At 62.4% G+C, this 20,356-nt stretch carries 20 protein-coding genes; 11 read left to right on the forward strand and 9 right to left on the reverse strand.

Annotated features, from left to right (window positions below; all coding sequences use genetic code 11):
* Positions 1 to 3 precede the first annotated feature (3 nt).
* The 4 genes from P5704_012490 to P5704_012505 all read left to right on the forward strand — a co-directional run bounded on the left by P5704_012490 (position 4) and on the right by P5704_012505 (position 3,918).
* Positions 4 to 477 carry a DUF3987 domain-containing protein gene (locus P5704_012490; protein ID WOF81218.1) on the forward strand — a complete coding sequence of 158 codons (474 nt, stop codon included), beginning with the start codon at positions 4 to 6 and terminating at the stop codon, positions 475 to 477.
* Positions 401 to 1,563 (forward strand): IS3 family transposase gene (locus tag P5704_012495; protein ID WOF76901.1). Its coding sequence is split into 2 segments (ribosomal slippage): positions 401 to 656 and positions 656 to 1,563, totalling 1,164 coding nucleotides; the frame shifts between segments, so codons are not numbered across the junction. Before P5704_012490 ends, P5704_012495 begins: the two co-directional genes overlap by 77 nt.
* Positions 1,560 to 2,783, forward strand: coding sequence for a YfjI family protein (locus tag P5704_012500; protein ID WOF76902.1), 1,224 nt, complete (start codon positions 1,560 to 1,562; stop codon positions 2,781 to 2,783). The genes P5704_012495 and P5704_012500 overlap by 4 nt, the downstream gene beginning before the upstream one ends.
* A 928-nt stretch (positions 2,784 to 3,711) precedes the next feature.
* Positions 3,712 to 3,918: a hypothetical protein gene (locus tag P5704_012505; GenBank protein ID WOF76903.1), complete on the forward strand. Its 207-nt coding sequence runs from the start codon at positions 3,712 to 3,714 to the stop codon at positions 3,916 to 3,918.
* A 347-nt stretch (positions 3,919 to 4,265) separates the two neighbouring features.
* On the opposite strand, the gene P5704_012510 is transcribed toward P5704_012505, so the two are convergent.
* Positions 4,266 to 5,642 carry a tyrosine-type recombinase/integrase gene (locus P5704_012510; protein ID WOF76904.1) on the reverse strand — a complete coding sequence of 459 codons (1,377 nt, stop codon included), beginning with the start codon at positions 5,640 to 5,642 and terminating at the stop codon, positions 4,266 to 4,268.
* 324 nt (positions 5,643 to 5,966) lie between these two features.
* Here P5704_012510 and P5704_012515 point away from each other — a divergent pair, with 324 nt between their 5' ends.
* The 3 genes from P5704_012515 to P5704_012525 all read left to right on the forward strand — a co-directional run bounded on the left by P5704_012515 (position 5,967) and on the right by P5704_012525 (position 7,998).
* On the forward strand, positions 5,967 to 7,292 hold the full coding sequence (locus tag P5704_012515; GenBank protein WOF81219.1) for an IS4 family transposase: 1,326 nt from the start codon (positions 5,967 to 5,969) through the stop codon (positions 7,290 to 7,292).
* Positions 7,289 to 7,495 (forward strand): hypothetical protein, encoded by a 207-nt coding sequence (locus P5704_012520; protein WOF76905.1) that lies wholly within the window; start codon positions 7,289 to 7,291, stop codon positions 7,493 to 7,495. Before P5704_012515 ends, P5704_012520 begins: the two co-directional genes overlap by 4 nt.
* Positions 7,496 to 7,569: 74 nt before the next feature.
* Positions 7,570 to 7,998: a hypothetical protein gene (locus tag P5704_012525; GenBank protein ID WOF76906.1), complete on the forward strand. Its 429-nt coding sequence runs from the start codon at positions 7,570 to 7,572 to the stop codon at positions 7,996 to 7,998.
* A gap of 21 nt (positions 7,999 to 8,019) precedes the next feature.
* Here P5704_012525 and P5704_012530 read toward each other — a convergent pair whose 3' ends face one another.
* Positions 8,020 to 8,577 carry a nucleotidyltransferase family protein gene (locus tag P5704_012530; protein ID WOF76907.1) on the reverse strand — a complete coding sequence of 186 codons (558 nt, stop codon included), beginning with the start codon at positions 8,575 to 8,577 and terminating at the stop codon, positions 8,020 to 8,022.
* A gap of 119 nt (positions 8,578 to 8,696) precedes the next feature.
* On the opposite strand from P5704_012530, the gene P5704_012535 reads away from it, so the two are divergent.
* Positions 8,697 to 8,921, forward strand: a complete 225-nt coding sequence (locus tag P5704_012535) for a DUF2188 domain-containing protein (GenBank protein ID WOF76908.1) — start codon at positions 8,697 to 8,699, stop codon at positions 8,919 to 8,921.
* A 114-nt stretch (positions 8,922 to 9,035) separates the two neighbouring features.
* The gene (locus P5704_012540) at positions 9,036 to 10,022 is read left to right on the forward strand and encodes a 2-hydroxyacid dehydrogenase (GenBank protein ID WOF76909.1); all 987 of its coding nucleotides are present in this window, start codon (positions 9,036 to 9,038) and stop codon (positions 10,020 to 10,022) included.
* On the opposite strand, the gene P5704_012545 is transcribed toward P5704_012540, so the two are convergent.
* From P5704_012545 to P5704_012575, 7 genes are all read right to left on the reverse strand, one after another.
* On the reverse strand, positions 10,019 to 10,690 hold the full coding sequence (locus P5704_012545; GenBank protein ID WOF76910.1) for a uracil-DNA glycosylase family protein: 672 nt from the start codon (positions 10,688 to 10,690) through the stop codon (positions 10,019 to 10,021). The genes P5704_012540 and P5704_012545 overlap by 4 nt on opposite strands.
* Positions 10,691 to 11,107: 417 nt before the next feature.
* The gene (locus P5704_012550; GenBank protein WOF76911.1) at positions 11,108 to 11,644 is read right to left on the reverse strand and encodes a DUF3299 domain-containing protein; all 537 of its coding nucleotides are present in this window, start codon (positions 11,642 to 11,644) and stop codon (positions 11,108 to 11,110) included.
* Between the two features lie 51 nt (positions 11,645 to 11,695).
* Entirely contained in the window at positions 11,696 to 11,947 is a 252-nt protein-coding gene (locus tag P5704_012555) for a GlsB/YeaQ/YmgE family stress response membrane protein (GenBank protein WOF76912.1), read from the reverse strand.
* 85 nt (positions 11,948 to 12,032) lie between these two features.
* Positions 12,033 to 13,118, reverse strand: coding sequence for a 5-(carboxyamino)imidazole ribonucleotide synthase (locus P5704_012560; protein WOF76913.1), 1,086 nt, complete (start codon positions 13,116 to 13,118; stop codon positions 12,033 to 12,035).
* A gap of 75 nt (positions 13,119 to 13,193) precedes the next feature.
* On the reverse strand, positions 13,194 to 13,682 hold the full coding sequence (gene purE, locus P5704_012565) for a 5-(carboxyamino)imidazole ribonucleotide mutase (GenBank protein ID WOF76914.1): 489 nt from the start codon (positions 13,680 to 13,682) through the stop codon (positions 13,194 to 13,196).
* Between the two features lie 158 nt (positions 13,683 to 13,840).
* Positions 13,841 to 16,333: an ATP-binding protein gene (locus P5704_012570; GenBank protein WOF76915.1), complete on the reverse strand. Its 2,493-nt coding sequence runs from the start codon at positions 16,331 to 16,333 to the stop codon at positions 13,841 to 13,843.
* 136 nt (positions 16,334 to 16,469) lie between these two features.
* Positions 16,470 to 17,402, reverse strand: coding sequence for a LysR substrate-binding domain-containing protein (locus P5704_012575; GenBank protein ID WOF76916.1), 933 nt, complete (start codon positions 17,400 to 17,402; stop codon positions 16,470 to 16,472).
* Between the two features lie 162 nt (positions 17,403 to 17,564).
* Between P5704_012575 and P5704_012580 the strand changes: the two genes are divergently transcribed.
* Together P5704_012580 and P5704_012585 are read left to right on the forward strand one after the other, a co-directional pair.
* Complete coding sequence (locus tag P5704_012580; GenBank protein ID WOF76917.1) at positions 17,565 to 18,989, forward strand: aspartate ammonia-lyase; 1,425 nt, start codon at positions 17,565 to 17,567, stop codon at positions 18,987 to 18,989.
* Between the two features lie 91 nt (positions 18,990 to 19,080).
* Positions 19,081 to 20,340, forward strand: a complete 1,260-nt coding sequence (locus P5704_012585) for a dicarboxylate/amino acid:cation symporter (protein WOF76918.1) — start codon at positions 19,081 to 19,083, stop codon at positions 20,338 to 20,340.
* Positions 20,341 to 20,356: the final 16 nt, after the last annotated feature.

Genomic DNA, 20,356 nt, shown 5'->3' on the forward strand with positions numbered 1-20,356 from the left:
CTCATGACCGATCCGACGTATCCCGAGCCGCTACGGCTGCTACCTGATCTGGAAGTCGCCGCCCCTTTCCCTCTGAATGCCTTGGGAGAGGTTTTGGGGGGAGCCGCTGCCGCCATTGTCGAGGCTGTGCAAGTTCCTGAGGCGCTTGCCGCTCAGTCGATCCTGACCGCTGCTGCGCTGGCAACACAGTCTCACGGTAATGTTGAGCGTGACGGCCAACTGATCCCTTTATCTCTTTTTGCCCTCACCATCGCGGAGTCCGGAGACCGAAAATCAGCTGCGGATCGCCTAGCGCTACGGTCGCACTATGTGCATCAGCAAGCGCTTTTAGAGGCTTGTAGTGGTCTACTGATCCCGGACACCGATTTAGGCGAAAATCCTCGCCATCAAGAGGTGTTCGATGAGCAAGCAACGACGTACGTTTTCCGCCGAGTTCAAACGCGAGGCTGCTGCCTTGGTTCTGGATCAAGGCTATAGCCATATCGAGGCCTGCCGTTCGCTGGGCATCGTGGATTCGGCATTGCGCCGCTGGGTGAAACAGCTTCAGGACGAGCGTCAGGGCGTCACGCCGAAGAGCAAGGCGCTGACACCCGAGCAGCAGAAGATTCAGGAGCTAGAAGCCCGGATCAACCGGCTGGAACGGGAGAAAGCGATATTAAAAAAGGCTACCGCTCTCTTGATGTCGGACGAACTCGATCGTACGCGCTGATAGACCAGTTGAGTGAGCAGGAGCCGGTAGAAGTGGTCTGTTCAGCTTTCGATGTGGCGCGGTCGTGCTACTACGCCCATCGCCTTCGACGTCGCCGTGTCGATGCTCGTCGCGTTGCGCTACGTAGCCGGGTCAACGAGTTGTTTAGCCAAAGTCGAGGCTCGGCTGGCAGCCGAAGCATCCTGGGCATGTTGCGCGTGGACGGCGTGACGATTGGCCGTTTCCGTGTGCGTCGGTTGATGCGTGAGCTGGGCCTCGTCAGCAAGCAGCCGGGCTCGCACGCTTACAAGCAGGCCACAGTTGAGCGCCCGGATATCCCGAATCGGTTAAACCGCAAGTTCGCAGTCCAGCGCCCGAACCAGGTGTGGTGCGGCGACATTACCTACGTCTGGGCACAAGGTCGCTGGCATTACCTGGCCGCAGTGCTGGATCTGTACACACGACGGACGATTGGCTGGGCGTTTTCCACGAAGCCGGATGCTGAGCTAGTGATTAAGGCTCTCGACATGGCTTACGAACAACGCGGCCAGCCACAACAGGTGCTATTCCATTCGGATCAGGGCAGCCAGTACGCCAGCCGCCTCTTCCGGCAACGGCTATGGCGCTACCGGATGCAGCAGAGCATGAGCCGCCGAGGAAATTGCTGGGACAACTCGCCGATGGAGCGCCTGTTCCGCAGCCTGAAGTCGGAATGGATCCCAGCAACTGGATATCTGACAGCCTTGGAGGCTCAGCGAGACATCAGCCATTACCTGATGCATCGCTACAACTGGATCAGACCGCATCAATTCAACGACGGGCTGCCGCCTGCGGTGGCCGAAGAAAAACTTAACCCACTGTCCGGGATGGGTTGACCACTACAGCTCACGCTGAAGAACAGAGAAAGTACCGAGATCACCGGGATGCCTACCAACGTGCTCGCACGGATATATTGGAGAGGAGCAAGGGCGATCCTGGCGTGCTCGCCGCCGAGCTGACCAGGCTGCAGGAGCCAATGGCTCCGTCTCTACCATTTATCCTGGCCGAGGAGCCTACGCTGGAGGGGCTGCAAAAGTCCCTATTGCGGGGACGGCCGTCCCAAGGTCTGTTCAGTGATGAAGGTGGGCAGTTCTTCGGTGGCTATGCAAGCAAGCCTGAGAATATTCTGAAAAGCGTGGCCGGTCTTTCGAAGCTTTGGGACGGTGCTCCGGTAACCCGTTTGCGTGCTGCGGATGGTGAGAGCGCATCACGTAGCGGATGTCGGCTAAGTGCGCATCTGATGATCCAACCGGTTGTGGCAGAAAGCGTGTTAGGCAATCCTGTCATGCGGGGGCAAGGCTTCCTTGCCCGCTTCTTGATCGCCTGGCCACAGTCACTAGCGGGGACCCGCCTCTACCGAAGTACCGATCCAAACCTCGACCCGCGATTTGTGCGCTATTCGGAACGGATGACCGAGCTCCTCAATTTAGAGCCGCGCGTAGATGATCGGGGCAATCTGGCCCCACCAACGCTGACAATGGACTCCCAGTCGAAATCGGTCTGGATCAAAGCCCACGACGAGATCGAAGTCGCGCTGGGGCGAGGAGGTGACTTACAAGAGATCAAGGCCACCGCTGCGAAGGGGGCAGAACACATTCTACGTATCGCTGGTATTCTCGCTATCGTTGAGAACACCGGTCTGTTGGCCCAGCCTTTTGTTGAGCGTGCGACTGAGCTAGTGCGCTGGTATCTAGTCGAGGCTCTACGCCTAACGAGTCCGGTTGTCATCGATCCCGATCTGATGCTGGCACAGCAACTGCTCGACTGGCTGCGCGAAAAAAATTGGGTAACGTTCGACGCTCGAACGTTACAGCGTGATGGACCGCGCCTTGTCAGAAAAAGTGCGAAAAAGCGCGATCACCTACTGGTGCTGCTTGCCCAGCATCGCCAATTGCTAACGGCCGATGGCAAGAATTTCAGAATGAACCCACTGGCAACAAGCAGCAACGTAAGTTCTGCTCCAGCCGAAGCGTCGCCGGGTGTCGCCAATGTGTCGCCGGCACCCCCTCCACGCGAGGGAAGATTGTCGCCACTGTCGCCACTGTCGCCAACTTAGAAGGTGTAACTTGAACGATGAGGCTACTGCCGGACCTGCCGACGGCCGCCTTCGAGCCTTTGGAGCTATCAATGCTCTGTAGCTCGGCCTGATCGGCGGCGGACCGAGCGGCCGCGACGCGACATGGCGTGCAGGCCACGCCCTCGCCGTAGATTTCGCCGTCATATGGGCCAACTAGTGCTTCAGCACCACTTTCAGATGTTTGTAAGGTCTTATAGCGGCGCCTCCACACGGCCGTGCGGTGCGGCTGGACCGCAGGCTCTTGGTCAGGAACATAGCGACCACCATGCGCGGCAGTTGTGTATCCAGCCTAGATGCCCAGCAGTATTGGCCATCGCAGCATCGATCAATGGGAAAACCGGTGCGGCCCTCCCATCTCATTTAGTCCATCGCCGACACTCAAGGGAAGCGGCCTCACTGGGCTGGCCACAACTGTGGTAGGCAATGTAGCACCTCCACAAACACCTACGCGGCAGTCACGAACGCGCCCACCCATCATGAACGCAACCTAGCTGACTGCACGATCTGGGCTGTGTCCGCCAGCCAACTCGGGACCGGCTTCTACCGAAAGTAATCTCCTGGCGACAACGGCGACAATGGCGACCCAGCAGGCGATGCAGTCCCAATACTTGGCGACGGATTGGCGACAGATGGCGACTGAGCTCGGTTCTGACTGACATCCCGCGGGCTATCTTTTTTCTTCTTCGAATCACAGAGATAGCCGCTCTAAAGCAACACTTAAACTCCAGTAGAGCCCTTGCTACTAATTAGAGAAAAGGTAAATTGAATTTATATGCAACCGAGGCCGCCGGTTAAGCGGCTGGGCCAGCCGGCGGTGCACCAACACCGGCAGCGCGCCATGGGTTTAAACCTTGCAGGTTTGCCTCCTACCTAGGGGCGCGTATTTCGCTTGACTACGGGTAATCGCATGGAACAGATATATCGGCACGCAGAAGACATAGTGACATTGGCAGAAGCGCAGGAAGGCTTCTACGAGGTTGAAGTAACGGTTTATATCCGAAGGAATCAGGGTGCTGACAGCGACTTTATCCGTTTGCAGCTTGAAAATTTAGATGGCGACAGTCGACAACTGACGATGAAAAAATCGAGATCCAATGTAGGCTCTTGGTTTTAAAAATGAACTGGATAAAACGGTTACTACGCCATACCACGCAAGAGAGCCAACCTCAAGATTTCGGATATGTCACTATCATTTATATTGCGGGCAAAGAGCCTGTAGTAGTACATGACTCGCTAGGGTTAACCACACCTCTCTCACAAGAGCACCTACCACTTAACTCGCAAACATGGTGCGAGCCAGCCGGCGACTCTGAGATACCCGATTATGTTCTGATGAACTATCGGGATCAGCCATTCCTACGCATAAATCCAGCAACAAGTTTACCGATGTTTTCGGAACTGTTCGATATTCGCGGAAACCTGTTCGACATGGGCTCCTAGCCCGAATCAGAACAATAGGTCTCAGTTAGACTCAGGAGTTAGCTCTCCGAGGGCACCTAATTTTGAAGTCGGTGCTGCAGCCTTTCGAGGCCCAGCAGCTTCTATTATGGCCCGCGTTGCGGCCTCAACTGACTGACGCACCGGATCTAGATCAAGGCGTGCATAAATAGCCGTGGACTGTAAGCTCTTGTGATTTAAGCTTTTTCCGATAATCGGCAGCGATGCGCCGGTCTTCGCTTGCCAGCTACCTAGCGTGCGGCGAAGGTCATGAATACGTAAATCCGTCATATCGTAGCTTTGCCGGTCGAGTCCCAACGCCTCGGCCAAGCCATACCATCGCCGCTCAGCTATTGCGGGCGTTTCGGCCACTGCCTCATCGGCCTGCTGCCGCTCTTCGGCAGTTAACTTACCGAGTCCCTCTAGGACATCCAGCAGACGTCGTAAGCTGGCACGCCGAAGTATTGATGCCCAGGCTTTTTTGGGCTCAACCAAGTGTCCCTTCTTTCCGTTGCCCGGGAAAACATAAGACGAGCTCTCAGCGTGGCGGCGCCTGCGAGCTTGCAAAATGGCGACAGCCTCGGGTGAAAGAGTGACATTCTGCGGCGTACCATTTTTGGTAACGCCGATACGCCAGACTCGGCCACCCAGGTCGATATCACGCCAAGCCATAGCTTGTAAATTGGAGCGACGCGCGCCCGTGAGAATCGAGAGCCAAAAAAAGTCACCTTGATTGGATTCGGCGACTGCGGCCAAAAGATAGGGAAGCTCAACGGCTTGAGCGAAGCGATCCCGATCAGTAACTGGGTTCTTCTGGATGCGACTCGCTGGATTAGTGCCACTAAATTGTTCCTGATCAGCGGCGTAATTAAAGACGGATGAAATGATAGCGACAGCTTTGTCTGCTTGGCGGGCACTCTTTTTACTCGTCTTGCTGTGGATAGCCTTCACCTCAGAGCGAGTGATATGTGACAGCTTGCTACTGGCAATCGAGCTCATGTGAAGCCGAACGGTATCGAGATAGTCTTTCTTGGTGGCCTCAGTGATGGACGAGCCGTCACGCTTTCTCTTCTTGGCCAGCATCTCGACAAGCATTTCGCTGAAGGTTGGCTCTTGCCGGATTGCCCGGCGAGCTGCAGCGGGGTTGGCACCCGATGCAAATTCACCGAGGACTTTCTGCGCCTCAGCACGGGCTTGCTCGACGGTCATTTCAGGAAAGCTACCGAGCTTTATCCAAGCCATGGAGGCGCCGGCCCGTTTGACGACATAAAAGGTACGGCTCCCAGCCGAGGTTACTCTCATCGCCAACTTCGGAATTTCTGTGTCATACACTGCCACTCGCTTCCCCGCCACTGGTAGCTCAACCGCTAATAACGCCCTCTTGTTGAACTTCAACTTCACGATCTCACTCCTTGTCGTCTACCCGCCAGGCTATCACCGGGCTAGCATGGGCTATCGATTTTGGTCTATTTTGGTCTTACTTGGTGAGGCTCCCACTAAGCCAAAACCCACTCTATGTAGAGGCTCATCTATCTCTGCATATAACCATATAATTGGTGACCCACAAACTTGTAATCAGTAGGTCCCGGGTTCGACTCCTGGTGCCGGCACCACGATTTAAAGGCTCGCAGAAATGCGTAATGCTGTTCACTTAAGCATTTGAGTCCAAGCCGGGCTTTCCAGAAAATCCGATATCAGTCTCCTGGTATCGGATTTTTTATGCCCATTCAGCAGCAACTGTTCGACCTTAGCGACCTCTTCAACTTCTCCGACCTCAGCACCTTCACTCAGAACATCCCTGTCGAATGGGTTGCCAGTGCGCTCAACCTCTCTGCTCAGGCCACCATAAGACGGCGACGCCTACCGAGTGACCAGGTGCTTTGGTTGGTGCTGGGCATGGCGCTGTTCCGCGATGAGCCCGTACATGAAGTAGCCAGGCGCCTGAATATTTGCGCTCAAGGCCTGGCATCTGATCAATTACTGGCGCGCAGCGGTGTGACTGAAGCGCGTAAAAGGCTGGGTGCCGACCCGGTCGAGTCCTTGTTCCGTCAGACAGGTAAACAATGGGGCTGCGAGCGATACGAAGGCGATGCTTGGCACGGCTTGCAAGTATTCGCAGTAGATGGCGCATTTCTGCGAACCCCTGACTCACCTGAGCTGAGAGAACATTTCGGTTCTGGCAATACGGGCAACGACCGCCAGACGCCTTTCCCAATGCTACGGCTTGTTGCCCTGATGAATGTGCGCTCCCACGTGATCCTCGATGCTCAGCTTAGTCCCTACCGGGACAGCGAAATGCGCCTGGCCGAAACCTTCCTGAGTCAGATCCCGGACAATTCGATCACATTGTTCGACAAGGGCTTCTGGGGTGCTGATCTGCTGTTGGGCGTGGTGGGTGGAGGAAGCAATCGGCACTGGCTGACGCCAGCGCGCAAGGGGCTGGTGATGGAGGAAGTCGAGCGTTATGGCGAACATGATCGCCGTGTTCGGATGAAGGTCTCGCCCCAGGCACGCAAACGTAATCCCGAGCTGCCTACACACTGGGAGGTGCGTGAGGTCAGCTATGAAAGCCGAGGGCGCGTCAGATCGTTGCTCACTTCTCTGCCGGCCAAGGGGTACAGCACAAAAGCTGTCGCCGAGTTGTATCTGGAGCGTTGGGAGATTGAGTTGGGCTTCAGGGACATCAAAAGCTCAATGCAACAAAACGCGGTGACGCTACGGAGCAAGAAGGTCGAGCTGATTTATCAGGAGGTGTGGGGGCTCCTGCTCGCTTATAACATCATCCGTCGGGAGGCCAGCCAAGCCGCAGTCACCTTTGGCCGAACACCATCGGATATACGCTTCAAGCCCGCCTGCCAGTACATTGCGGTGCAACTGATCGTCATGGCAGCGGCCAATCCGGTATCGGCAACAGGTAGAAGGTTGGCTGAGTTAAGAGGAGGTGTCGGGGGGATGTTTCTGGATCACCGTCCAAGGCCAAAAAGGCCAAGGACGGTGAAGATTTCCAAAACCCGATATCCGGTGGATCGTAAGGCTGCCCCGCTTAAGTGAACAGCATTACGCAGAAATGCGGGCCTTTTTCGTTTTCCGCTGCCCGCTACCTCATCTACTCGCACGCGCGCAGTTATCCCGCCAAGCTGCAGCTGTTCGCCGACATCATCCGTGCGGTCATGCCGAACCTCGTCGGTATGACTTCGCCGGGCGCCGATGCGCTGCAATCGACTGCCGTCGGCGCACGGACGGCTGCCCTCTGAGTTTCTGCCACCGGCATTGCCTGGGCGGACCGAGCGTGTAGAATCCCGCGCCCCGAAATTCAGGAGACAGTACGTTGGTGATTCACTATTCCGCGCCCCATGGGAATGTCGCATGCGGGCGCACCGGCTCAAGCCTCAACAGTTCCGACGATGCCGCTCAGGTTTCCTGCAAGCTGTGCCTACGCAGCGTGGAAAAGGCGGTCAGCGAGCCTGTACGCAAGACACCGAGCCTCGCCGAACTGAGGGCCGCGGCGAAGGCGGCGAAGACCGCTGCGGGTGCGCCCGCAGCCGTGGCGAAGACGGCAACGACGGCTCCCGCAGCGGCAGCGAAAACTGCAGCGAGTACACCCGTAGCGCCGGTGAAGTCCGTCGCGACTGCGCCCGCAACAGCCACGAAGCCGGCTTCCGTCCTGTCCGCGCGCGCCGAATGGCAGAAACGCCTGGAGCAGCTGCCGGGGCGCAATCGCCTGCCTCGTGGCGTAGCGCGGCAGGCGTTCATCTAAGCCGCAGTACGGCGCTGACGATCAGTCCTGCAGTATGCGCAGGCCAGGCCAGGTCTCGGGCCAGCGCTTCACAGCCAGGCGCTCCAGATAGACCTGTCGCTTGCCGGCACGAAAGGCCGCCGTGGGTCGGACGATCAGATCGAACAGATCGTCCAGCCCCAGCGGGGCCGCCACCTCGATCTCATCCAGCGCTCCCAGCCTAACCCCGACCGCAGTGGCCGTTTCCGGCCAGTGGGTCATCGCGTCCACTGCCGACCGGTAGGGCTGATCCGCATTGTGCAGGTGCATGCGGGCCTGGTTCTTCACCGACCAGTTGAGCGAGCCGTCCGAGTGCCGCAGTACCGCCTCGAGCCCGGTATCCCGCGCCTTGTCGGGCCGGTCGGGGTCGAACCAGATGACATCGATATCCGCAGGCAGCGGGCTGCTGTCACGTCCATGCAGGTGATCCCACACCGCACTGCGCACAAAACCTGCTGCCACCCAGCAATCCGGCAGAGCGAGCGCCTTCACCAGACCGAGCACCCGCATGCGTAGCGGGTCGGCCGTGATGATCGCGCGCAATCGGGCGTGCGTGTACATGAGATGCTCCGCGAGGGCTGGACGCACAGGCTATCAGCCTGCACGCCGCGGTGTGCCGACTCGGCGAACCGCCCCGGCCGACGCCCCTCTAAACCTGCATCACGTCAGAGGAGGCACGCATGGACAACTACCATATCAACGCCACCAATAACGGTTGGGAACTGCGCAAGCAGGGGGCGACCCGCGCCTCGAAGACCGCTGCGACCAAGGATGAGATGCTGCAGGTGACCGCAACCTTCCTCGAAGGCAAGACGGCCTCGGTGAAGATTCACAAGAAGGACGGCAGCATCCAGGAGGAGCGCACCTACCCGCGCAGCGCCGACCCGCAGCGCAGCGAAGGCTGAGCGCCGAACCGGGCCAAGACGCCAGACCAGGCAGAGCCTGTCGGCAGAATCGGCTTGGCCTCGGCGGGCATCTGCCGCACCCTGTGGGCAGTCGCCCTTTATCGCGAGGCTCCCATGCGCATCACCCTGTTCAGCAGCAAACCCTATGACCGCGACAGCTTCCAGGCTGCCAATCAGGCGCATGGCTTCGAGCTGCAATTCCTCGAGCCGCGCCTTGATCCCGATACCGTAGCGCTGGCCGCGGGCGCCGAGGTGGTCTGTTCATTCGTCAATGACGTGCTATCGGCGCCCGTGCTGGAGAAGCTGGCCGCTGGCGGCACGCGGCTGATCGCCCTGCGTTCGGCCGGCTACAACCATGTCGATCTGCCCTGTGCCCAGCGTCTCGGCCTGCCGGTGGTACGGGTGCCGGCCTATTCGCCGCACGCGGTGGCCGAGCACACCGTGGCGCTGATCCTGGCGCTCAACCGACGTCTGCCACGGGCCTACAACCGTACCCGCGAGGGCAATTTCTCGCTGCAAGGGCTGACCGGCTTCGATCTGGTGGGCAAGCGGGTCGGCGTGGTCGGCAGCGGGCAGATCGGCGCGGTGTTCGCGCGGATCATGCTCGGTTTCGGCTGCGAGGTGCAGCTCTACGACCCCTTCCCCAACCCGGAGCTGGAACGCCTGGGCATGCGTTACCTGGCTCTCGACGAGCTGCTCGCCAGCAGCGATATCGTCAGTCTGCACTGCCCGCTGACCGAGCAGACGCACCACCTGATCAACCAGCGGAGCCTGGCGACCATGAAGCCGCGCGCCATGCTGATCAACACCGGCCGTGGCGCGCTGATCGACACGCCGGCACTGATCGGCGCACTGAAGAGCGGCCAGCTGGGCTATCTGGGCCTGGACGTCTACGAGGAGGAGGCCGGGCTGTTCTTCGAGGACCACTCCGGCCTGCCGCTGCAGGACGATGTGCTGGCGCGGCTGTTGTCGTTTCCCAATGTCATCGTCACCGCGCACCAGGCATTTCTCACCGACGAAGCGCTGGCCGCCATCGCCGGCACCACGCTGGGCAACGTCGCCGCCTGGCAGGCCGGGCAGATCAGCAATCAGGTCAGCTAGCCGTCGAGCTGGCGCAGGCGCGCCTCGAGCAGGTCCGGGAAACGCTTGAACCAGGTCTGGTTCAGCGGTGAGGGGTGCGGCAGCGGGTGCAGGGTGAACGTGCGGCTCTGCCCCTGCTCATCCTGCAGTTCGACGTCGAAGCTGGCAGTGAAGCGATCCTCACGTTGCCAGAAGTCTTCCAGAAGCTGGCGTGCCTCACGCGGTTGGTCGATACCGAACCAGAGGAACGCCTCGCGGCCGAGGGTGATGATGTGCCGCCCGCGCCAGCTGTCCACCAGCAGCTGGCGCATCAGCGGATGGAAGCGGCGCTTGACTGCCATCGACCAGGCCTTGTTGCCGAGCGGCTTGTACGGCACGGTATTGATCCAGAAGTAGTGCTGCCCAAGCGCCCGCCCCGCCTCGAAATCCGGCATCTCCTCACCATGCAGGTGGCGATACAGCACGCGCCGCACGATCTGCCCGCCGGAGCCGATGAAGGGCTCGCCATAACGAACCTCCTCGCGGCCCGGGTCGCGGCCGAAGAAGCAGAGCGGCGCATCGGCGGCGCCGAGGCCGATGATGGGATCCAGTGGATCGCGCTCGAAGCGGCGGTAGACCTGCTCGTCGATCCCCGCGGTGTGCTCGGCGAGGGCGCGGAAGGCCTGGCGTTGTCCGGTATCCAGCGGCATTCGGGACTCCTTGGAAGCTGTCTATTCGGTGCACGGGTAGGTTGGCGCTGAACGCAGTGAAGCCCAACGGGCGCGGCACACGTTGGGCTTCGTCGCTGCGCGCCTCAGGCTACGCGCCCCGACCCAACCTACGCTCCTCAACCTACGTGTCCGAACCGACCCATGCCTCGCCCCACCTCGTGGCGCTCATGCACGAACGGGCACGGCATGCACCTGTTGGGCTTCGTCGCTACGCTTCTCAGGCTACGCGCCCCGACTCAACCTACCCCCTGCACCCATGCACGAACGGTGTACGGGTAGGTTGGCGTTGAGCGCAGCGAAGCCCAACGGGCGCGGCACGCGTTGGGCTTCGTCGCTGCGCGCCTCAGGCTACGCGCCCCGACCCAACCTACACCTACGCTCCTCAACCTACGCGCCTCAGAGATCGCTTTCGTCGACCAGCTCGACTGCCGCCGCTTCCAGCGCATAGGCGGCGTCGGCCAGGTCGTTGCTGACCGGCTCGATCTGCAGGCGTCCGTCGACCCACAGCGGTGCATAGATGTCCTCCAGGGCAATGCCTTTCGGGTAGCGCACCAGCACGATCTGGTTCGGCGGCGGTGGCGGCACGTGGATGCAGGCGCCCGGATAGGGCACCAGGAAGAACTCGATACTGCGCCCGCGCGCGTCGCTTTCCAGCGGCACCGGATAGCCGCCCAGACGGATCTCGCGCCCATTCAGTTCGGCGACGGTCTTGGCCGAGTACATCACCGCCGGCAGCCCGGCTTCCTGCTTGAGCCCACCCTGGTCGCTGAAGCCGGCATCTTCCGGCGTCGAGTGGTCGATTTCGGGCATTTCCTCCAGCGCCTGACGGTCCTCGGGCGGCATCAGTTCGAGCCAGTCGAGTTCGGGCGGCATGGCCTGGGCGTGGGAAACGAAAGCGAGGCAGCAGAGCAGCGAGAGGACGAATGTGCGCATAAGGCAACTACATGCGAGAGAACGGGGCCGCAGGGCGCGGCCCCCGGCGGATCAATGCTTGCGGCTGGTGACCATGCCGTAGATGACCAGCAGGATGATCGCACCGACCACCGCGCCGATAAAGCCCGCGCCTTCGCCGGCCTGATACAGCCCGAGCGCCTGGCCGCCATAGGTCGCCAGCAGCGAGCCGCCGATACCGAGCAGGATGGTCATGATCCAGCCCATGCTGTCGTCGCCAGGCTTGAGGAAACGTGCGATGAGGCCGACGATAAGACCGATGATGATGGTGCCGATGATGCCCATGGATAAGCTCCTGAGATCCGAAAGGTGGGTAACCAATCGGACCCGAGGGCGCTGTCACCGTTCGCCGAAGCCTGACGGCCGGGCGTCAGGAATGCGGGATCAGCGTCTCTACGGCGGTGATCTGCCGGTCGAGGGTGGCGCGATCCGGGCAACGCAGCGTGGCGTGACCGACCTTGCGCCCGACCTTGAAGGCCTTGCCGTAGTGGTGCAGATGGCAGTCCTCGATGGCGATGACCTTCTCCACCGGCGGCACTTCGCCGATGAAGTTGAGCATGGCGCTCTCGCCCAGCTTGGCGGTCGAACCCAGCGGCAGCCCGGCGACGGCACGCAGGTGGTTCTCGAACTGGGAGCACTCGGCACCTTCGATGGTCCAGTGCCCGGAATTGTGCACGCGCGGGGCGATCTCGTTGGCCTTCAGGCCGCCATCGACCTCGAAGAACTCGAAGGCCAGCACGCCAACGTAGTCCAGCTGCTCGAGCACACGACCGACATAATCCTCGGCCAGCGCCTGCAGCGGATGGTTGCTGCTGGCCACCGACAGCCGCAGGATGCCGCTCTCGTGGCTGTTGTGCACCAGTGGGTAGAAGCAGGTTTCGCCGTCGCGGCCACGCACGGCGATCAGCGAGACTTCACCAGTGAAGGGCACGAAGCCTTCGAGAATACACGGCACGCTACCCAGCTCGGCGAAGGCACCGGCAACGTCAGCCGGCTTGCGCAGCAGTTTCTGACCCTTGCCGTCGTAACCCAGGGTACGGGTCTTGAGCACGGCGGGCAGGCCGATGCTGGCCACCGCGGCGTCGAGATCGGCCTGCGACTGGATGTCGGCGAAGTCCGGGGTGGGAATGCCGAGGTCCTTGAACATGGATTTTTCGAACCAGCGATCGCGGGCGATGCGCAGCGATTCAGCGCTCGGGTAGACCGGCACGAATTGCGAGAGGAAGGCCACCGTCTCGGCCGGTACGCTCTCGAACTCGAAGGTCACCAGATCCACTTCGTCGGCCAGCCGGCGCAGGTGATCCTTGTCGTCGTAGTCGGCGCGGATGTGTTCGCCGAGGGCCTGGGCGCAGGCGTCCGGCGCCGGGTCGAGGAAGGCGAAGCTCATGCCCAGCGGAGTGCCCGCCAGGGCCAGCATGCGGCCCAGCTGGCCGCCACCGATCACACCAATTTTCATATCAACGGCCCTTCACTAGGCGGCAGATTCAGCGCGTGACAGGCACAGCGCGAGGAAGCGAAGTTTAGTCCCGGCTCAACCGCGCGGGTCCGGATTGTCGAGGACCGTCTGGGTCTGCTCGTCGCGGAATTTCTTCAGCGCCTGGTGATACTCCGGGAATTCGTGGCCGAGGATACTTGCCGACAGCAGCGCGGCGTTGATCGCGCCGGCCTTGCCGATGGCCAGGGTGGCAACCGGCACGCCGGCCGGCATCTGCACGATCGATAGCAGCGAATCGACCCCGGAGAGCATCGACGACTGCACCGGCACGCCAAGCACCGGCAGATGCGTCTTGGCCGCGCACATGCCCGGCAGATGGGCGGCACCACCGGCACCAGCGATGATCACGCGCAGCCCACGGGCTTCGGCCTGTTCGGCGTACTGGAAGAGCAGGTCCGGGGTGCGATGGGCGGACACCACCGTCACTTCATGGGGGATGCCCAGCTTTTCCAGCATCTCGGCGGTGTGGCTCAGGGTGGACCAGTCGGACTTGGAGCCCATGATCACGCCTACCAGTGCGCTCATCGTCGTGCCTCTCATCGGGCGCCCGCGGGCGCGTCAATAACAACAAACCACGCAAAAGAGCGTGGCCGGGACAATCGCGGATCGACCATGGCCACCCGCGCGAAAGCCGCGCAGTATAGCGCAAGGCGTGACCAGCCAGTACCCCGTGCGACCAGGCGCTACTGCAACGCAGCAGGCGCCAGGCGTGGCAAGTCGATCCAGAAACGGCTGCCGACGCCGGGTTCGCTGTGCAGCCCCAGCTGGCCGTTCATCAGGCGGGCGAATTCCAGGCACAACGACAGTCCTATACCGGTGCCCTGAATCATGCTGTTCTCGCGCCCGAGCCGCTGGAAGGGCTCGAACACCTGCGCCTGCTGTGCGGGCTCGATACCCAGCCCCGAGTCTTCGACCAGCAGGCGCACATGCCCCGGGCTGGTTTCGGCGCGCAGGCTGATGTGGCCATCGGGGACGTTGTACTTCATCGCGTTGGACAGCAGGTTGAGCAGCACCTGGCGCAGCCGGCGCGGCTCGGCGAGCACCTGCAGTGGCTCATCCGGCAACTGCAACTGCAGATGCAGGCCGCGCTGCTGAACGTCGAGCGAGACCAGTTCGGCGCATTCGCGCATCAGCTTGCAGACGTCCACCGCCTGCAGTTCGAGCTGCGCCGGTTCGTTCTGCAGGCTGGACCATTCGAGAATCTCGCCCAGCAGCTGGTTTAGATGGCGGCTGGCGAGCAGGATCTCGTCGAGGTATTCCGCCGCCTCGGACTGGCTTTCGTCGTCGCAGTCCATGCGCATCAGCTGGGCGAAACCGAGAATCGCATTGAGCGGCGTGCGCAATTCATGGCTGATACCCGAGAGCAGCCGGCCCTTCGCTTCGCTGGCAGCCTGTGCCTGCAGGGTCGCCGTACGCAGCTCCTCCTCGACCCGCTTCAGCGCATCGATATCCACATGGGTGCCGGCCAGTATCTTCGCCACGCCGGTATCCGGGTCATGCGCGAGCACGCGCCCGCGGCTGAGCAACCAGTGGTATTGGCCCTGGGTATCGGCGAAGCGGTACTCGGCCTCATAGCGCTGCTGCAGTCCGCGGCTGACGCGTTCGATCTGCGCCAGCGCCTGCGGCAAGTCATCGGGGTGGATACGGCGGCGAAACTCGCTGTCGCTGAGCTGCCCCGACGGCAGGCCGAAGCGCGTCACCATGCCGCCGCGTATACGCAGCCGGTGGTTGGGCATGTCGTATTCCCAGAGGCTTTCGGTCGCGCTTTCCAGCACCAGTTCCAGGCGTCGTTGCGCCTCCCAGCGCTCGGACTCGCTATAGGCCAGGCGGCTGCCGATGTCCTGGGTGTGACGGCACATCTCGTCCAGTTCGCGAATCTGCGACTGTGCCGGCTCCGGTTGCCAGCGGCCGACGCCAATCTCGCCGAGCATCCGCGAGATGCCGGCGATGGGTGTCAGCAGCGCACCGCTGAGCTGGCGTGCACGCAGCCACATGAGGGCGAAGAAGCCGATATAGAACAGCACCAGCCCAGCAATCAGCAGATAGCCGATCTGTTGATAGCGGCTCGCCAGCGCATTGGTCTGGCGAAATACCGCAGCCTCATCGACCACCGCCAGCAGGTGCCAGCCGGTCTGCGCCACGGTGGTCCAGGCCACCAGCTGCGGTCGGCCGCCGAGCATCACCTGCTGCACGCCGCTGCTGCTACCGGAGATCGCGGCGGCCAGTTCGGCGGTTTCCGGGCGACGGTCGAGCTGGAAATCCTCCGGTTTGAACACCTCGCGGCGGATGGCATCCAGATAGGAGTGTTCGGTCAGCTCGGCCAGGCCGAAATCCGCTTCGCCAGGCTCGGGCAGCGCCATGATCGACAGGTCGTCGCTGACCAGCATGGCGTAGCCACCCCAGGGCACCTGTACCTGACCGATCTGCTCGAGAATGCCGCTGACGGTGATGTCGATGCCGACCACGCCTTCGAGGAAATTGCCACGGTACACCGGCGCGATCGCCGACATCATCCAGCCGTGCCCGGCCGGGTCGAGGTAGACGTCGGTCCACACCACGCCGCGCGACGGGTTGTGCTCGGCGTCGGCCAGGTAATAGAAGTTGTATTTGGGAATATCCATGTCCGCGGGGTACTGGTCGAGCGTGAAGAACCACGGATAAATATGGTTGAAGCTGTCCCAACTGTTGAAATAAAGGCTGGCGACCAGCGGGTTGCGCGCCTCGACCTCCTTCATCAGCGGCTCCAGCTGCCGCAGCCTGGCGATCTTCTGCAGGTCGTGCCGCTCGGGGGCGGTGGCGTTGGAATAGAACACGGCGGCGCCGCCATCGTCGCTTGGGCTGTAGCGCACCCCCTCGTCGCTCAGCGCCAGCTCGGGCACCTGCTGCGGCGCTTCGCCCTGCAGCGCCTGCGCGGTGAGATTGCGATACAACTGGGTCAGTGAGCTGACCTGGCCGAGCTGCTCGCTGATCAGCCGCGACTCGAGACTCACCGCCGCCTCTAGATCGTTGAGCGCGGTTTCGCGCAGATGTTCGACCTGCGCATCGCGAATCGCGTTGTTGGTCAGCAGATAGATCGCGATCAGCGCGGTCTCCACCAGCACCAGTGGAATGAGCGCACTGCGAACGAAGGCCCGCCAGATCCATTGACGCAGGCCGATTGGCTTTGAAGTGGGCACGAAAGGGCTCCAGCGGCCGCGCGAGGCGAATAAGCAGTAGGCGCGGCAAGGCCGCGATCATACCATCGCGCTCGCGACGACGAGCTAGCGGTCACCGCCTTCTCAGCAGGCGCTGGCGACGGCTGCGCAGAGCGCTTTAACCCGCCGCCTCGCCTGCCTGTCGCTGGGCTTCCGCGGTACGGTTTTCCAGCCTTCGCCAGAGCAATCGCACTGCGCCCTTGCGCATCAGCGAGCAACGATACAGGCGGATTTCCAACGGCACGCGCCATTGCTCGCTGCCGCAGATCGCCAGCTCGCCGCGCTGCAACTCGGGCTCGACGCTCAGTCGCGGCGCCCAGGCGATGCCCAGCCCCTGCAACGCCATGCTCTTCAGGCTGTCGGCCATGGCCGTCTCGTAGACGGTGGTCGAACGCAGCGCGCGCTGGCGCAGCAGCAGGTTCACCGAGCGACCGAGAAAGGCGCCGGCGCTGTAGGCCAGCAACGGCACGGTCTGGCCGCTGTCGACGTCGTACAGCGGCACGCCGTCGGCGCCGACTGCACAGACCGGCAGCATCTCGGTACGGCCCAGGTGCAGCGAAGGGAACAGCTCCGGGTCGAGCTGCAGCGCGGCATCCGGATCGTAGTAGGCGAGGATCAGGTCGCAGCCGCCTTCGCGCAGCACATGCACCGCCTCGCCGACGTTGGTGGCGATCAGTCGGGTAGCCAGGTTCAGCCCATCGTGGCGCAGACCGGCGATCCACGCCGGGAAGAAGCCCAGCGCCAGCGAGTGCGCCGCGGAAATCTGCAGCACCTCGCCCTGCTGGCCTTCGACATGGTGCAGGTGGCGCACCACCTCGCCGAGCTGCTCGACCATGTTGCGTGCGCTGACGAGGAACAGCTGGCCTGCCTCAGTCAGCTCGATCGGCGTGCGCGAACGGTTGATCAGCTGCAGGCCGAGCGCCTCTTCCAGCGAACGGATGCGCCGACTGAACGCCGGCTGCGTGACGAAGCGGCGCTGCGCTGCCTGGGAAAAGCTGCGAGTCGCCGCGAGGGCGACGAAATCCTCCAGCCACTTGGTTTCCAGATTCACGTGAAAGGGCCCTCATACGATGGCGACGAGCGGGAAGTCACACCAACATTATGCCGTTTCGGCATGAGCCAGCCAGCAACGGCATTGGCCTCGAACAGACCGCAGACCTTACTTTAGGCGCACTGCAGCACTGCCTGCGCCTAGCGAAGCCACATTACCATCATGTCCGAAGTTGCATCATCGCGGGTCGAAAAAGACCTGCTTGGCACCCTCCCCGTTCCTTCCGACGCCTACTACGGCATTCAGACCCTGCGCGCCTTGCACAACTTCCGCCTCTCAGGCGTGCCGTTGTCGCATTACCCCAAACTGATCGTCGCCCTGGCGATGGTCAAGCAGGCGGCGGCAGACGCCAACCGCGAGCTGGGCTACCTGCCCGAAGCCAAGCACGTGGCCATCAGCCAGGGCTGCGCCCGACTGATTCGCGGCGAGTACCACGAGCAGTTCGTGGTGGACATGATCCAGGGCGGCGCCGGCACCTCGACCAACATGAACGCCAACGAGGTGATCGCCAACCTCGGCCTGGAAGCCATGGGCCACGCCAGGGGCGAATACCAGTTCCTGCACCCGAACAACGACGTGAACATGGCGCAGTCGACCAACGACGCCTACCCCACCGCGATTCGCCTCGGCCTCTTGCTCGGCCACGACACCCTGCTGGCCAGCCTCGACAGCCTCTGCGAAGCGTTGACCGGCAAAGGCCACGCCTTCGCCCATGTGCTGAAGATGGGCCGCACCCAGCTGCAGGATGCCGTGCCGATGACCCTCGGCCAGGAATTCCACGCCTTCGCCACCACCCTCGGCGAGGATCTGCAACACCTGCGCCGCTTCGCCCCGGAGCTGCTGCTGGAAGTGAACCTCGGCGGCACCGCCATCGGCACCGGCATCAATGCCGACCCGCGCTATCAGGCCATCGCCGTGCAGCGCCTGGCCGAGATCAGCGGCCAGCCGCTGCGCCAGGCCGCCGACCTGATCGAAGCCACCTCGGACATGGGCTCGTTCGTGCTGTTCTCCGGCATGCTCAAGCGCCTGGCGGTGAAGCTGTCGAAGATCTGCAACGACCTGCGCCTGCTCTCCAGCGGGCCGCGCACCGGCTTCAACGAGATCAACCTGCCGCCGCGCCAGCCGGGCAGCTCGATCATGCCGGGCAAGGTCAACCCGGTGATTCCGGAAGCGGTCAACCAGGTCGCTTTCGAAGTGATCGGCAACGACCTGGCGCTGACCATGGCCGCCGAGGGCGGGCAGCTGCAGCTCAATGTCATGGAGCCGCTGATCGCCTACAAGCTGTTCGATTCGATCCGCCTGCTGCAACGCGCCATGGACATGCTGCGCGAGCACTGCATCGAGGGCATCAGCGCCAACGAAGACCGTTGCCGCGAGCTGATGGAAAGCTCCATCGGCCTGATCACCGCGCTGAATCCCTACATCGGCTACGACAACAGCACCCGCCTGGCCCGCGAGGCCCTGCTCGGCGGCCGCAGCGTGCTGGAGCTGGTGCGCGAAGAACGGCTGCTCGACGACGCCATGCTGGCCGAGATCCTGCGCCCGGAAAACATGATCGCGCCACGCCTGGCACCGCTGGTGGTGTGATCGCTCCCCTGCGCCCGACTCCGACGTCGGGCGCTCGCTTTACGGGCCGCCAGCCCGGCCCGTTCGCACAATAAAAACAACAGGAAAACCCATGACTCAGAGTACGACCCTCTCCGCTCCCCTGCGCCTGCTCGTCCGCCTGCCGCTCTGGCAGCAGATCCTCATCGGCCTGCTCCTCGGCGTCGCCGCCGGCATGGCCTTCAGTGCGGATGCGCAGCTGCTGGCACCGATCGGCACGCTGTTTCTCAATGCGATCAAGATGCTCATCGTGCCGCTGGTGTTCGTTTCGCTGGTGGCTGGCATCACTTCGATGCAGGACAGCGCCAAGCTCGGCCGCATCAGTCTCAAGACCATCGCCATCTACCTGGTGACCACCGCCTTCGCGGTCAGCATCGGCCTGCTGTTCGGCGCGCTGTTCAGCCCCGGCGAAGGGATGAACATGGTCGCCAGCGGCAGCGAGCAGGCCAAGCAGGCGCCCTCGCTGGTGTCCATTCTGGTCGGCCTGGTGCCAGCCAACCCGGTCACCGCCTTCGCCGAGGGCAACATCCTGCAGATCATCGTCTTCGCCATCGCCCTGGGCGTGAGCATCAACCTGATCGGCGAGCGCGGCGCGCCGGCGGTGCGTCTGTTCGATGCGCTCGCCGAGAGCTTCTACAAGCTCACCGACCTGGTGATGCGCGTCGCGCCGATCGGCGTCTTCGCCCTGACCGCCGGCGTGGTCGGCAGCCACGGCGCTGAAGTGCTGCTGCCGCTGGCGGGCGTGATCGGCGTGATCTACCTGGCCAGCATCGCCCACGTGCTGCTGGTCTACGGCGGGCTGCTCGGCCTGCTGGCGCGGCTCAACCCACTGCGTTTCTTCCAGGGCATCGCCCCCGCGCTGGCGGTGGCCTTCAGTACTTCGAGCAGCTCCGGCACCCTGCCGGTTTCCATCGAATGCGCGCGCAAGAACCTCGGCGTGTCCGAGGGTGTGGCGGGCTTCGTGTTGCCGGTGGGCGCGACCATCAACATGGACGGCACGGCGATCTACCAGGGCGTGCTCGCACTGTTCATCGCCCAGGCCTTCGGCATCGACCTCGGCGCCGGGCAGTACGCGATGATCATCCTCACCGCGACGCTGGCCTCCATCGGTACCGCCGGCATCCCCGGCGCCGGGCTGATCATGCTCGGCCTGGTGCTCACCGCCGCCGGTCTGCCGCTGGAAGGCGTGGCGCTGATCGCCGGCATCGACCGCATCCTCGACATGGCGCGCACAACGGTGAACGTCGCCGGCGACCTGATGACCACCACGCTGGTCGGCCGCAGCGAGCAGGAGCTCGACCGCGCAATCTACGACGCCAGCAATAAGGAGTGAGGACCGTACTGGGATC

It is taken from the genome of Pseudomonas sp. FeN3W (genome assembly GCA_030263805.2).
GTDB lineage: Bacteria > Pseudomonadota > Gammaproteobacteria > Pseudomonadales > Pseudomonadaceae > Stutzerimonas > Stutzerimonas stutzeri_G.